This is a genomic window from Pseudomonas machongensis (assembly GCF_034961125.1).
GTDB lineage: Bacteria > Pseudomonadota > Gammaproteobacteria > Pseudomonadales > Pseudomonadaceae > Aquipseudomonas > Aquipseudomonas machongensis.
In genome coordinates, this window is record NZ_JAYFUI010000180.1 from 18,756 (window position 1) to 31,671 (window position 12,916).

General features: G+C 62.0%; 10 protein-coding genes and 4 tRNA genes. 8 read left to right on the top strand and 6 right to left on the bottom strand.

Annotation, left to right across the window (positions count from 1 at the left end; genetic code table 11):
* The first annotated feature begins 61 nt into the window (after positions 1–61).
* The 4 genes from VA602_RS16075 to mgtE all read left to right on the top strand — a co-directional run bounded on the left by VA602_RS16075 (position 62) and on the right by mgtE (position 2,257).
* Positions 62–138, top strand: a tRNA-Arg gene (locus VA602_RS16075).
* A 72-nt stretch (positions 139–210) separates the two neighbouring features.
* Positions 211–287, top strand: a tRNA-Arg gene (locus VA602_RS16080).
* A gap of 86 nt (positions 288–373) precedes the next feature.
* Positions 374–450 (top strand) — tRNA-Arg (locus tag VA602_RS16085).
* A 364-nt stretch (positions 451–814) separates the two neighbouring features.
* Positions 815–2,257 carry a magnesium transporter gene (gene mgtE, locus VA602_RS16090; protein ID WP_054891920.1) on the top strand — a complete coding sequence of 481 codons (1,443 nt, stop codon included), beginning with the start codon at positions 815–817 and terminating at the stop codon, positions 2,255–2,257.
* 62 nt (positions 2,258–2,319) lie between these two features.
* Here mgtE and VA602_RS16095 read toward each other — a convergent pair whose 3' ends face one another.
* Complete coding sequence (locus VA602_RS16095) at positions 2,320–2,646, bottom strand: Arc family DNA-binding protein (protein ID WP_029613963.1); 327 nt, start codon at positions 2,644–2,646, stop codon at positions 2,320–2,322.
* A gap of 628 nt (positions 2,647–3,274) precedes the next feature.
* On the opposite strand from VA602_RS16095, the gene VA602_RS16100 reads away from it, so the two are divergent.
* Positions 3,275–3,346: transfer RNA gene (locus VA602_RS16100), tRNA-Arg, on the top strand.
* A gap of 132 nt (positions 3,347–3,478) precedes the next feature.
* Here the strand turns inward: VA602_RS16100 and VA602_RS16105 are convergent.
* The 5 genes from VA602_RS16105 to VA602_RS16125 form a co-directional block, all read right to left on the bottom strand.
* Complete coding sequence (locus VA602_RS16105; protein WP_323453695.1) at positions 3,479–4,042, bottom strand: hypothetical protein; 564 nt, start codon at positions 4,040–4,042, stop codon at positions 3,479–3,481.
* Positions 4,043–4,273: 231 nt separating this feature from the next.
* Complete coding sequence (lpdA, locus tag VA602_RS16110; RefSeq protein ID WP_323453696.1) at positions 4,274–5,653, bottom strand: dihydrolipoyl dehydrogenase; 1,380 nt, start codon at positions 5,651–5,653, stop codon at positions 4,274–4,276.
* A gap of 2 nt (positions 5,654–5,655) precedes the next feature.
* Positions 5,656–6,924 (bottom strand): dihydrolipoamide acetyltransferase family protein, encoded by a 1,269-nt coding sequence (locus tag VA602_RS16115; protein WP_323453697.1) that lies wholly within the window; start codon positions 6,922–6,924, stop codon positions 5,656–5,658.
* The gene (locus tag VA602_RS16120) at positions 6,925–7,983 is read right to left on the bottom strand and encodes an alpha-ketoacid dehydrogenase subunit beta (RefSeq protein ID WP_323453698.1); all 1,059 of its coding nucleotides are present in this window, start codon (positions 7,981–7,983) and stop codon (positions 6,925–6,927) included.
* Position 7,984: 1 nt separating this feature from the next.
* Complete coding sequence (locus VA602_RS16125; protein WP_323453699.1) at positions 7,985–9,217, bottom strand: 3-methyl-2-oxobutanoate dehydrogenase (2-methylpropanoyl-transferring) subunit alpha; 1,233 nt, start codon at positions 9,215–9,217, stop codon at positions 7,985–7,987.
* Between the two features lie 197 nt (positions 9,218–9,414).
* On the opposite strand from VA602_RS16125, the gene bkdR reads away from it, so the two are divergent.
* From bkdR to VA602_RS16140, 3 genes are all read left to right on the top strand, one after another.
* Complete coding sequence (gene bkdR / locus VA602_RS16130; RefSeq protein ID WP_054891915.1) at positions 9,415–9,900, top strand: Bkd operon transcriptional regulator BkdR; 486 nt, start codon at positions 9,415–9,417, stop codon at positions 9,898–9,900.
* 222 nt (positions 9,901–10,122) lie between these two features.
* Positions 10,123–11,364, top strand: coding sequence for a glutamine synthetase family protein (locus VA602_RS16135; protein WP_323453816.1), 1,242 nt, complete (start codon positions 10,123–10,125; stop codon positions 11,362–11,364).
* A gap of 126 nt (positions 11,365–11,490) precedes the next feature.
* The gene (locus VA602_RS16140; RefSeq protein WP_063545702.1) at positions 11,491–12,831 is read left to right on the top strand and encodes an MFS transporter; all 1,341 of its coding nucleotides are present in this window, start codon (positions 11,491–11,493) and stop codon (positions 12,829–12,831) included.
* Positions 12,832–12,916: the final 85 nt, after the last annotated feature.

Here is a 12,916-nt window from a genome sequence, read left to right on the forward strand (position 1 = left end):
AAATTAAACGAAAAAGTACTTGGCAAAACGGTTTAGCGAACTATAATGCGCGGCAAGACACGGACTCATAGCTCAGCTGGATAGAGTACTCGGCTACGAACCGAGCGGTCGGAGGTTCGAATCCTCCTGAGTCCGCCATACAATGAGGCGGTTTTCTTTGGAAGACGCATCATTTCACCAGTGGTAATCTGGTCTAAAACTACCATCGACGGACTCATAGCTCAGCTGGATAGAGTACTCGGCTACGAACCGAGCGGTCGGAGGTTCGAATCCTCCTGAGTCCGCCACTTTCTGAAGTGGCTTTGCTTGTCGAGAAATCCTCAAGAAGAGAAGCTTCGAAACCAGTGGTAATCTGGTCTAAAACTACCACCACGGACTCATAGCTCAGCTGGATAGAGTACTCGGCTACGAACCGAGCGGTCGGAGGTTCGAATCCTCCTGAGTCCGCCACACCAAAAAGCCCGCTCCTGTAGCGGGCTTTTTCTTTTCTGCCGTTCACGAATCTGTCAGTGCAACGCGGCTAGACTCCGTATAAATCCCTGCTGCACGTCGATGTGCTTTTTCGCTGTTGTGCGCCGTCGCACTGTTGGCTTCGAGCGTTGTCACAGCTTTATCGCGCAAACGATTGTTCCAGCCAAAAATTTAAGCGATCAGACAGCTTGAGCAGTGTATGATTGCGCCCGTCAGCCCCGCCGGGGCTTGTGGAATACCACCATGGACTTACCCAGTAGTTACCCCTTAATCCGCTTTATCAAGCCAGATCTGACCGATTGATTCTCCCGGCGTGCTCCGCTGCTGGGAGTGGAGTTCGCCTATGACCGAAGTCGAAGTAAAGAAAGTCCAAGAGAGCCTGCAGGATCGCCTCGCCCAGGTGATCGAGCTACTGCAGCGCCAGCGCGTCGTTGAGGACCTGACTCATCGTCAGGAAGGTCAGCACAACGACCTGGTGGAAAACCTCGTCCACCGCCAGAACCTGGTCGAGCTGCAGCGCAAGCTCGATGATCTGCACCCCGCCGACATCGCCTATATCCTCGAAGCCTTGCCCCTGGAAGATCGTCTGACGGTCTGGCAGCTGGTGCGCTCGGATCGTGACGGCGACATCCTTCTAGAAGTTTCCGACGCCGTACGTCAGACGTTGATCGCCGACATGGACGATCACGAGCTGCTGGCTGCGGCAAAGGAAATGGACGCAGACGAACTCGCTGACCTGGCGCCTGAGCTGCCGCGTGACGTTGTCCATGAGCTGATGGAAAGCCTCGATGCCCAGCAGCGTGAGCGCGTGCGTTCGGCCCTGAGCTACGACGAGGAGCAGGTCGGTGCGCTGATGGACTTCGAGATGGTCACCATCCGCGAAGACGTCAGCCTGGAAGTGGTACTGCGTTACCTGCGTCGGCTCAAGGAGCTGCCGGGGCACACCGACAAGCTGTTCGTGGTCGATTACGACGGCATTCTGAAGGGTGTGCTGCCGATCAAGCGTCTGCTGGTCAACGACCCGGACAAGAAGGTGGCGGAGGTCATGGCGACCGACCCTGTCAGCTTCACGCCCGAGGAAGATGCCTACGATGCTGCGCAAGCATTCGAACGTTATGACCTGGTCTCTGCACCGGTGGTCGACAAGAGCAATCGCCTTATCGGCCGTCTGACCATCGACGAGATGGTTGACCTGATTCGTGAAGAGAGCGAAAGCGAAGTGCTCAACATGGCCGGCCTGCGCGAGGAAGAAGATATCTTCGCCTCGGTCTGGCGTTCGCTGCGCAACCGCTGGGCATGGCTGGCCATCAACCTGATCACCGCGTTCGTTGCCTCGCGGGTGATCGGACTGTTCGAAGGGTCGATCGAAAAGCTGGTAGCCCTTGCGGCGCTGATGCCTATCGTCGCCGGTATCGGTGGTAACTCGGGTAACCAGACCATCACCATGATCGTGCGCGCCATGGCGCTGGACCAGGTATCGCCGGGCAACACCCGTCGTCTGATGCGCAAGGAGCTGGCGGTATCGCTGATCAACGGTCTGATCTGGGGCGGGGTGATCGGGGTAGTGGCGTTCCTGCTCTATGGCAGTTGGTCGCTGGGTGTGGTGATGACTGCGGCAATGACCCTGAACCTGCTGCTGGCGGCGTTGATGGGCGTGTTGATCCCCATGACACTGGTGCGCCTGGGGCGCGACCCGGCGATGGGTTCGAGCGTGATGATCACTGCCGTAACCGACAGCGGCGGCTTCTTCATCTTCCTTGGCCTGGCGACACTGTTCCTGCTCTGACGGATTCCGCTCAAATGAAAAAAGCCAGCTTGCGCTGGCTTTTTTCGTGGGCGTTGGAAGCCTCAGGAAGCGTCGGCAGCCATTTCCACATCGTGAGCGATGAGGGCGACCAGCGCATTCTGCTGGCGATGGGTCAGTTGACGGAAGCGTTGCAGCAATTCGCGTTCGTGCAGGGACAGCTCAGGGCTGTCCAGGCGCATGCTCAGCTCGTCGCCCAGTGCACCTTCCTGGATGAGACTTTGCTCCAGGCGGGCGATGATTTCGGAGTTCATGCTGCGGTGATGGTTGCGCGCTACCTCGGCAATGCGCTCACGCATCCCGTCAGGCAGGCGGACGACGAACTTGTCAGCGGTGCGGCTGGAGTAGATAGCCTGTTTCATTGGGCGCATATAAATTGACCGGTTGTTCTGGTTCAGGGGAAGCGGTTCTCAAATTGGCCGCACGGTAGTGGGTTCGACCGTCGCGACGACAAAATGTTCAACCGTGATGTGATTTTGGATGCTCATCTTGCCTCATGGTCGCCGTTTCCTTGGCGTCAATTCTGTGACAAATAGTGATCCGGGTAAAGGCTTTCTGCCAGTACCAATTATCAGAAATGAGTACTGGTTTGAAAAGTTTTACTCTTTCCCGTCTCGCCCTGTTGTCAGGCCTTTGCTGTCAAAATCTCGTAAAGTTCGACAAGACCTGGGGAAAATCATCAAACCCGCAAGGTTTCCCTATCCTTGAGCATAGTGGCTATGCAACATGACGCAAGCGTTCCCCATCAGGCCGAAGCGCCCGACGTTCACGTTTTGACCGCGCCCGCACAAAAAATTCCCTGACGATGCCAGTAATATGCAATTGAACCGCCGCGCAGCTTGGAGGCGGCGAGAAATCGCAGAAAGGGACTACATGGAAATGCCAGCATTGGGCATGACAAACGGTCGAGCGCTGGTTACCATGCTCGCCGCCGACAGCCTGCGCCGCGTCGTGTGGCTTCTCCAACCCACTGAATTTGCGTAGAATGCGCGCCGTGATGTCCCCTTAGTTCAACGGATAGAACAAGCCCCTCCTAAGGGCTAGATGCTGGTTCGATTCCAGCAGGGGACACATCCTTCCTTTCTCGCCTTTCCCTCGCTTCCGCTTGCCACTGCTATCCGATGATTCGGCTGCAGACGTTTTTACCTGCGCAGGAGCCTGCCGTAATGGCCAGCGTTGCACCGGCCATCGCGGTCATGCCACTCAGACGGACTGCGCCTTTTCCTTGTCTTCCTGCTGCTTGCTGGTCTCACTCCCCTGGGCCATGTCGGCCGTGTTGGCTGCTGCGCGTTCAGCCTGTTGTTGCAGCTTGGCCTGGGTCTTGAGTTCGACGTCTTCCTTCATGCGTTGGGCGATCTGCTCGTCGATCTTCTGTTTCTTCTCGGGAGGCAGGGCGTTGTAGTCCTCCTCGGTCATGCCGAGCTCCTGCAGGATCTTCTCCTTGATCTTTTCCGCTGGCGACTTGGACATGTAGTCGCGGAACTCCTGCAGCGCATTGCTGGCTGCAGGTTTCGACGAACTGGCCTGCTGACGTGCGCCAATGTCAGGGTTCTGCAGGGCCACCTTGAGCTTGGCGAAAGCTTCCTGACGAGCGTCCTCGGCATCTTGCTGCGAGGTACTGCCTTGATTGTTCTGCTGCGCTGCTGTGTTGCTGGTGGTCATTGCCTGACGCTGCGGCATGAAATCGGCCTGCACAGCGTCATGGTTGACCCGGCTTGGCTGCTGCAATGCAGTCTGCCAGCCCAGCCCGTTGAGGCTGATCATCATGTGTTTCCTCCTTGGATGGTAGTCGCGTTGTGCAAGGGGCAAAACCTGTGCCATTTGGCTCAGGCCAAGCCTGGCGGGGGTTGTAGCCGAGCAACAGGTATCACCTGGGCAGCGGATTGCCCATCGGAGGAAGCGCATTGCCGGTATCGGCAACAGCCGCTGTTGCAAAAAAAGACCCGCAGCACCCCAAGGCGCTGCGGGTCAAAACGGCCAACGCCGCTTCAGTGCTGATCAGATATGCAAGGCATGTCCCAAAGCTCGCAATGCCGCTTCCTGCACGGCCTCGCCCAAGGTCGGGTGGGCATGGATGGTGCCGGCCACGTCTTCCAGCCGCGCGCCCATTTCCAACGATTGGGCGAAGGCTGTGGACAGTTCGGAAACCGCCACCCCGACGGCTTGCCAACCGAGGATCAGATGGTTGTCGCGACGTGCAACCACGCGCACGAACCCGCTTTTCGACTCAAGGCTCATGGCTCGCCCGTTGGCCGCGAAGGGGAACTGCGCAACGATGCAGTCCAGGCCTTCGGCGCTGGCCTGCTCAGGCGTCTTGCCAGTCACCACCACTTCCGGGTCGGTGAAGCACACCGCAGCAATCGCGGTGGGCTCGAAGCGGCGGGTCTTGCCGGCGATAAGTTCGGCGACCATCTCGCCCTGGGCCATCGCTCGGTGTGCGAGCATCGGTTCGCCGGCCACGTCGCCGATCGCCCAGACGTTGCGCATGCTGGTCTGGCAGCGCTCGTCGATGGCGATCGCCGCACCGTTCATCTTCAGCGCCAGGCTCTCCAGGCCAAAGCCCTGAGTGCGTGGTCGACGGCCAACGGCGACCAGTACCTGATCGGCTTCCAGGCGCAGCTGTTGGCCTGCACCGTCGCGTGCCGACAGACAGCCATGTTCATAGCCTTCGACGCTGTGTCCCAAGTGCAGTGCGATGCCAAGTTTTTTCAGCGACTCAGCCACCGGGGCGGTCAACTCGGCGTCGTAGGTGGGCAGGATGCGATCACGTGCTTCTACTACGCTCACACGAGCACCGAGCTTGCGGTAGGCGATGCCCAGCTCCAGGCCGATATAGCCGCCGCCGACCACCACCATGTGCTGCGGCAGGCTTTTCGGTGCCAGGGCCTCGGTAGAGGAAATCACCGGCCCGCCCAGCGGCAGCATCGGCAGCTCGACACTGCTCGAGCCGGTCGCCAGCAACAGGTGTTCGCACTGGATGCGCTGGCCGTCGACCTCGACGTTCTTGCCGTCGAGGATCTTCGCCCAGCCATGGAGCACCTTCACCCCATGTTTCTTCAGCAAGGCCGCCACACCGCTGGTGAGGCGGTCGACGATGCCGTCCTTCCATTCGACGCTGCGCGCAATGTCCAGCTGCGGTGCCGAGACGCTGATACCCAGCGTCGAGTCGTCAGCATACCGGCTGGTCTGGTGGAACTGCTCGGCCACGTGGATCAGCGCCTTGGACGGAATGCAGCCGATGTTCAGGCAAGTGCCGCCCAATGCCTGCCCTTCGACCAGCACGGTGGGAATGCCCAGTTGCCCGGCGCGGATGGCGGCCACGTAGCCGCCGGGTCCCCCGCCGATAATCAGCAGGGTGGTATCGAGGATCTGTTGCATGCTCACTCCACGAACAGGCAGGCGGGCTGTTCCAGCAGGCCGCGCACGGCCTGGATGAACAGGGCGGCGTCCATCCCGTCGACCACGCGATGGTCGAACGAGCTGGACAGGTTCATCATCTTGCGCACCACGATCTGGCCATCGATCACCACGGGGCGCTCGACCATGCGGTTGACGCCGACGATCGCCACTTCGGGAGTGTTGACCACCGGCGTGCTGACGATGCCGCCCAGGGCGCCGAGGCTGGTCAGGGTGATGGTCGAGCCGGACAGCTCTTCCCGACTGGCCTTGTTGTTGCGCGCGGCATTGGCCACGCGGGCGATCTCGCTCGCGTTGCTCCACAGGCTGCCGGCTTCGGCGTGACGCAGTACTGGCACCATGAGGCCGTTGTCACCTTGGGTAGCGATACCCACGTGTACGGCGCCGTGGCGGGTGATGATCTGGGCCTCGTCGTCGTAGGTGGCGTTGATCTGCGGGAAATCGCGCAGGGCGACGACCATGGCGCGCACCAGGAAGGGCAGCAGCGTGAGCTTGCCACGGCTTTCGCCATGCTTGGCGTTGAGCTGCTGGCGCAGGGCTTCGAGCTGGGTGACGTCGATTTCCTCGACATAGCTGAAGTGCGCGACGCGGCGCTTGGCATCCTGCATGCGCTGGGCGATCTTGCGGCGCAGGCCGATCACCGGCACCTGCTCGCTGTCGGTGCGCTTGCCGTAGCCAGCCGGCGCCTGGCCGAGGGCGGTCTGCGGCTTGCTGATGAAGGCGTCGAGGTCTTCGTGCAGGATTCGCCCGGCCGGGCCGCTGCCGTGCACGTAACGCAGCTCGATACCGGCATCCAGTGCACGCTTGCGCACGGCGGGTGAAGCCAACGGTTTGTCATGCGCCTCGCGCGGGACGATGGGCGCGGCGGCGTGGCTTGTCGCAGGTTGCGGACGGTTTTCGGGCTGCGGCTCGATCTTCGTCTGGACTGGCGCCGGCGCGGCGTGCGCCTCGGCCGGCTTGGTCTGCGGCGCGTCGACGTGGTTGCCGCTGCCTTCGACTTCGATACGGATCAGCTCGCTGCCGACCGCCATGACCTCACCGGGCTGGCCACCCAGGGCCAAGACCTTGCCGCTGACCGGCGAAGGAATTTCTACCGTGGCCTTGTCGGTCATGACATCGGCCACCACCTGGTCTTCTGCGATCACATCGCCGACCTTGACGAACCATTCCACCAGCTCGACCTGCGCGATGCCTTCACCGATATCCGGCATCTTGATGACGTGCGTGCCCATTCAGACCTCCATGACCCGTTTCAATGCCGCACCTACCCGCGAAGGACCAGGGAAGTAGGCCCATTCCTGTGCGTGGGGGTAGGGGGTGTCCCAGCCGGTGACGCGCTCGATCGGCGCTTCGAGGTGATGGAAGCAATGCTCTTGGACCAGCGAAACCAGCTCGGCGCCAAAGCCGCAGGTACGGGTGGCCTCGTGGACCACCACGCAACGCCCGGTCTTCTTCACCGAGGCGACGATGGTTTCCAGGTCCAGCGGCCAGAGGCTGCGCAGGTCGATGACTTCGGCGTCGACGCCACTCTCCTCGGCGGCCACTTGGGCCACGTAGACTGTGGTGCCGTAGGTCAGCACGGTGACATCGTTGCCGAGGCGGGTGATCGCCGCCTTGTCCAGCGGCACCTTGTAGTAGCCGTCCGGCACGGCACTGTGCGGGTGCTTCGACCAGGGGGTTACCGGGCGGTCGTGGTGCCCGTCGAACGGGCCGTTGTACAGGCGCTTGGGCTCGAGGAAGATCACCGGATCGTCGCACTCGATCGAGGCGATCAGCAGGCCCTTGGCGTCATAGGGGTTGGATGGCATCACCGTACGCAGGCCGCAGACCTGGGTGAACATCGCTTCGGGGCTCTGGCTGTGGGTCTGGCCGCCGTAGATGCCGCCGCCGCAGGGCATGCGCAGGGTCAGCGGCGAGATGAATTCGCCGGCCGAGCGATAGCGCAGGCGAGCCATCTCCGAGACGATCTGGTCGGAGGCGGGGTAGAAGTAGTCGGCGAACTGGATTTCCACCACCGGGCGCAGGCCATAGGCGCCCATGCCCACGGCGGTGCCGACGATGCCGCTCTCGGAGATCGGTGCATCGAATACCCGCGACTTGCCGTACTTGCTCTGCAGGCCTTCGGTGCAGCGGAACACGCCGCCGAAATAGCCGACGTCCTGGCCGTAGACCACCACGTCGTCGTCGCGCTCGAGCATGACATCCATGGCTGAGCGCAGGGCCTGGATCATGGTCATGGTAGTGGTGGCCATGGCGGTTTCCGGGTTGATGCTGTTGTTGTGATCGTTCATTTCAAACCCCCAGTTCCTGGCGTTGCCGGCGCAGGTGATCGGGCATTTCCTTGTACACGTCCTCGAACATCGAGGCGGCGCTGGGGATATGGCCATTGGCGAGGGTGCCGAACTTTTCGGCGTCCTTCTGTGCCTTGATCACCTCGGCTTCGAGCTCCGCACTGACGGCCTGGTGCTCTTCTTCGGACCAGTGGCCCGCCTTGATCAGGTGCTGCTTGAGGCGAAGGATCGGATCGCCCAGCGGGAAGTGGCTCCAGTCGTCGGCAGGGCGGTATTTGGATGGATCGTCCGAGGTGGAGTGCGGGCCGGCACGGTAGGTGACCCACTCGATCAACGTCGGGCCCAAGCCGCGGCGAGCACGCTCGGCGGCCCAGCGCGAGGCGGCGTACACGGCGATGAAGTCGTTGCCGTCGACCCGCAGCGAGGCGATGCCGCAGCCCACGCCGCGGCCGGCGAAGGTGGTCGACTCGCCACCGGCGATGGCCTGGAAGGTGGAGATCGCCCACTGGTTGTTGACCACGTTGAGGATCACCGGGGCGCGGTAGACGTGGGCGAAGGTCAGGGCGGTGTGGAAGTCGGATTCGGCTGTGGCGCCGTCACCGATCCAGGCCGAGGCGATCTTGGTGTCACCCTTGATCGCCGACGCCATGGCCCAGCCGACCGCCTGCACGAACTGGGTCGCCAGGTTGCCACTGATGGTGAAGAAGCCCGCCTCACGCACCGAGTACATGATCGGCAATTGGCGGCCCTTGAGCGGGTCGCGGGTGTTGGACAGCAGCTGGCAGATCATTTCCACCAGCGACACGTCGCGGGCCATCAGGATGCTCTGCTGGCGATAGGTGGGGAAGCACATGTCGGTGCGGTTCAGGGCCAATGCCTGACCGCTGCCAATGGCTTCCTCGCCCAGGCTCTGCATGTAGAAGGACATCTTCTTCTGGCGCTGGGCGACCACCATGCGGCTGTCGAAGATGCGCGTCTTGAGCATGGCGCGCATGCCCTGGCGCAGCACCTGCGGGTCGATGCCTTCGGCCCAGGGGCCGACAGCATTGCCGTGCTCGTCGAGCACACGCACAAGGCTGTAGGAGAGGTCCGCAGTGTCGGCGGGCTCTACGTCGATAGGTGGTTTACGGACTTGACCGGCATCGTTCAGACGCAGGTAGGAGAAATCGGTCTGGCAGCCTGGCCGGCCTGTGGGCTCGGGCACATGCAAACGCAGGGGGGCGTACTCGTTCATGCTTTTTACGCTCGCTCGAATGTTGTTTTTGTGAGCTCTGAAGCGGCCGCCGCTGCCTACTGGCTTGTGACTGGTAGGTCAGCGTCATTTACATCTTAGAGGCTGGGCCGAAGAATTTTTCTCTCAAGTTCATTGCCTTTATCGCGTGGCGCAGATAAACATTCTGAATAAACACAAGAATCAGGTGAATTTTCCTCATGCGTAAACTCGATCGCACAGATATCGGCATTCTCAACAGCCTCCAGGAGAACGCCCGAATCACCAACGCAGAGCTTGCGCGCTCGGTGAACCTCTCGCCGACTCCCTGTTTCAACCGGGTCAAGGCGATGGAGGAGCTGGGGGTCATCCGCCAGCAAGTGACCTTGTTGTCGCCCGAAGTGCTGGGTCTGGATGTCAACGTGTTCATCCATGTCAGCCTGGAGAAGCAGGTGGAGCAGTCATTGCATCGCTTCGAGGAGGAGATCGCCGAGCGACCCGAGGTGATGGAGTGCTACCTGATGACAGGCGATCCGGATTACCTGCTGCGCGTACTGTTGCCGAGCATCCAGGCGTTGGAGCGGTTTCTCGATTACCTGACGCGGCTGCCGGGGGTGGCCAATATCCGCTCCAGCTTTGCGCTCAAGCAGGTGCGCTACAAGACGGCGTTGCCGTTGCCGGCCAATGGCATGACCTTGCGCGAGTAGTTGTCAGTGCAGGCCCTATCGCGGGGCAAGTCGCAGCGATAGCTTCGCCGCTCTACAGGGTGCTTGATATTTTAAACACCCCCGGCCTATGTTGTGGCTGTCGCCGTTCGCGGCATGCCTACAACAACAAGGACCAGCGTCATGACGACCGAGCGCCTGACCGGCATCGACGAAATCGAATGCGTCACCCCCGACCTCAATGGCGTCCCGCGCGGCAAGGTGATGACCGCCGAGGGCTTTCTCGAAGGCCGGCGCCTGCAGATGGCGCGTGGCGTGCTGCTGCAATGCATCATGGGCGGCTACCCGCCGGCGAAGTTCTACGGCAGCGATGATGGCGACCTGGCGCTGGTCGCCGACCCTGGGCAAACCCATGTCCTGCCTTGGAGCGACAGCCCTCGGGCACTGGCCATCTGCGATGCGGTCGAGCTCGATGGTACGCCCTCGGGGCTTTCGACCCGTGGCCTGCTCAAGGCGGTGATCGCCCGTTATGCGGCGCTGGGGCTTGCGCCGGTGGTGGCCACCGAACTGGAGTTCTTCGTGTTCGCGCCGAACAGTGATCCGGACCAGCCGTTCCAGCCACCGCTGGGCAGGGACGGGCGTCGCGAGCTGGGCCATTCGGCCTTCAGCGTCAGCTCCAACAATGGCTTGCGCCCCTTCTTCAGCGAGGTCTACCGGTGCATGGCAGCACTGGGCCTGCCACGCGACACCTTCATGCACGAGATGGGCGTCAGTCAGTTCGAGATCAACCTGGTGCACGGTGATCCGCTGTTGCTGGCCGACCAGACCTTCCTGTTCAAGCACCTGCTCAAGGAGGTTGCGCTCAAGCACGGTTTGACCGTGGTCTGCATGGCCAAGCCGCTGGCACATACCCCTGGCAGTTCGATGCACATCCACCAGAGCCTGGTGGAGATCGGCACCGGCCGTAACGTGTTCAGTGACGAAGAGGGCAGGGCAACCGACACCTTCCATCACTTCATCGGCGGCTCGCAGGCGTGCATGGCCGACTTCACCGCACTGTTCGCACCCAACGTCAACTCCTACCAGCGTCTGTGCCACCCGTACGCATCGCCGAACAATGCTTGCTGGTCAGAGGATAATCGCGCTGCCGGCCTGCGCATCCCGGCCAGTTCGCCGGTGGCGCGACGTGTGGAAAACCGCCTGCCTGGCGCCGACACCAACCCTTACCTGGCGATTGCCGCAAGTCTTGCGGCCGGGCTGCATGGCATCGAGCGCAAGCTGCAGCCCACGCCGGCGATCCAGGGCGAGTTCGTGGTGCCCGAGCACCTGAGTCTGCCCTGCACGCTGCACGCGGGGATCGAGCGCCTGCGTCGCAGCACGTTGGCGCGGGAACTGTTCGGCGAGGAGTTCATCGAAGGCTACGTCGCCACCAAGACCCTGGAATTGACTGATTTCTTCAATGAGATCACGCCGTGGGAGCGTAGGGTGCTGGCCGCGCAGGCCTGATCGCGACAGAAGCTTTGCCCGGCGCGCCGCTCCTGGCTTTTTTTCATTGCCAGGGGCCCGCGTCCGGGAAATTGCCCTTATGCTTGCCAGCAGCACCACACCTGCCCAAGGAGCCCGCGGGGACGCATGCGCCAGATCTGGAAGTCATTTCGCTCGTTGTACTTCGCCGCCCTGATGATGCTGATCGGCTCAGGCCTGTTGAGTACCTACCTGGCGTTGCGCCTGGCTGCCGACCATGTCGACAGCCTCTGGGTCGGTGCGCTGATGGCGGCCAACTATTTCGGCCTGGCAGTGGGCGGCAAGGTCGGTCACCGATTGATCGCCCGGGTCGGGCACATTCGTGCGTATGCCACCTGTGCCGGCATCGTCGGCGCGGCGGTGCTCGGGCATGGGATGACCAACTTCGTGCCCGCCTGGATCGGCCTGCGAATGATCGTGGGCCTGGGCATGATGTGCCAGTACATGGTCATCGAGAGCTGGCTCAACGAACAGGCCGACGCCAAGCAGCGCGGTGCGGTATTCAGCGGCTACATGATCGCGTCCTACCTCGGGTTGGTACTGGGTCAGTTGATCCTGGTGGTGCATCCGGCACTGGGGCCTGAGCTGCTGATGCTGGTCGCCATGTGCTTCGCCCTGTGCCTGGTGCCGGTGGCGATGACCCGGCGCATTCACCCGGCGCCGCTGCGGCCGGCGCCGATGGAGCCGAAGTTCTTCATCAAGCGGGTACCGCAGTCGTTGAGTACTGTGCTTGGCGCGGGCCTGATCGTCGGTTCCTTCTATGGTCTGGCCCCTCTGTATGCGGCGCGCCAGGGGCTGAGCACCGAGCAGGTCGGTCTGTTCATGGGTTGCTGTATTTTTGCCGGGCTTCTCGTGCAATGGCCTCTGGGCTGGCTGTCGGATCGTTACGATCGGGCAGTGCTGATCCGCAGTGTATCGATCGGCCTGGCGGTGGTTTCGCTGCCGCTGGCGCTGTTGCCCAGTGTGCCGCTGGAGTTGCTGTTCGCGGCAGGCTTCATCGTTTCGTTGCTGCAATTCTGCCTCTACCCATTGGCCGTGGCGTTCTCCAATGACCACGTGGAAAGCGAGCGGCGGGTATCGCTGACGGCGATGCTGCTGGTCACCTATGGCGTGGGGGCGAGCATCGGTCCGCTGGTGGCGGGCGTTCTGATGAAGGCGTTGGGCGCACAGATGCTCTATGCCTTCTTCACCTTCTTTGCCCTGGTGCTGGTGTGGCGTATTCGGCCGAAGGCGGTCACCGGGCTGCACCAGGTGCAGGATGCACCGCTGGGCCACGTGGCTATGCCGGCGGCAGGTTCGCCTCTGTCGGCTGCGCTCGACCCGCGGGTCGACGAGCAGACCGTGCAGGACGTGATGCAGGCGCCGGTGGCGGCGGAGGATACCGAGGCCGAGGAAGAGAAGGACACAGCTGCCAAGGCGCCGCAGGCCGAGGCAGACAAGTCGGTTTGACGCAGGCTGTGCCGGCCCTGTCGCGGGGCCCCACGGATCAGAACGAAAACGCCACCGATCGGTGGCGTTTTTCATTTGAGCTGGA

Bases quoted from the DNA above. Each gene is read 5' to 3' on its own strand.
- mgtE (WP_054891920.1), top strand. From the start codon at position 815: ATGACCGAAGTCGAAGTAAAGAAAGTCCAAGAGAGCCTGCAGGATCGC.
- VA602_RS16140 (WP_063545702.1), top strand. From the start codon at position 11,491: ATGCGCCAGATCTGGAAGTCATTTCGCTCGTTGTACTTCGCCGCCCTG.
- lpdA (WP_323453696.1), bottom strand. From the start codon at position 5,653: ATGCAACAGATCCTCGATACCACCCTGCTGATTATCGGCGGGGGACCC.
- VA602_RS16095 (WP_029613963.1), bottom strand. From the start codon at position 2,646: ATGCGCCCAATGAAACAGGCTATCTACTCCAGCCGCACCGCTGACAAG.
- VA602_RS16135 (WP_323453816.1), top strand. From the start codon at position 10,123: ATGACCGCCGAGGGCTTTCTCGAAGGCCGGCGCCTGCAGATGGCGCGT.
- VA602_RS16105 (WP_323453695.1), bottom strand. From the start codon at position 4,042: ATGATGATCAGCCTCAACGGGCTGGGCTGGCAGACTGCATTGCAGCAG.
- VA602_RS16115 (WP_323453697.1), bottom strand. From the start codon at position 6,924: ATGGGCACGCACGTCATCAAGATGCCGGATATCGGTGAAGGCATCGCG.
- VA602_RS16120 (WP_323453698.1), bottom strand. From the start codon at position 7,983: ATGAACGATCACAACAACAGCATCAACCCGGAAACCGCCATGGCCACC.
- VA602_RS16125 (WP_323453699.1), bottom strand. From the start codon at position 9,217: ATGAACGAGTACGCCCCCCTGCGTTTGCATGTGCCCGAGCCCACAGGC.
- bkdR (WP_054891915.1), top strand. From the start codon at position 9,415: ATGCGTAAACTCGATCGCACAGATATCGGCATTCTCAACAGCCTCCAG.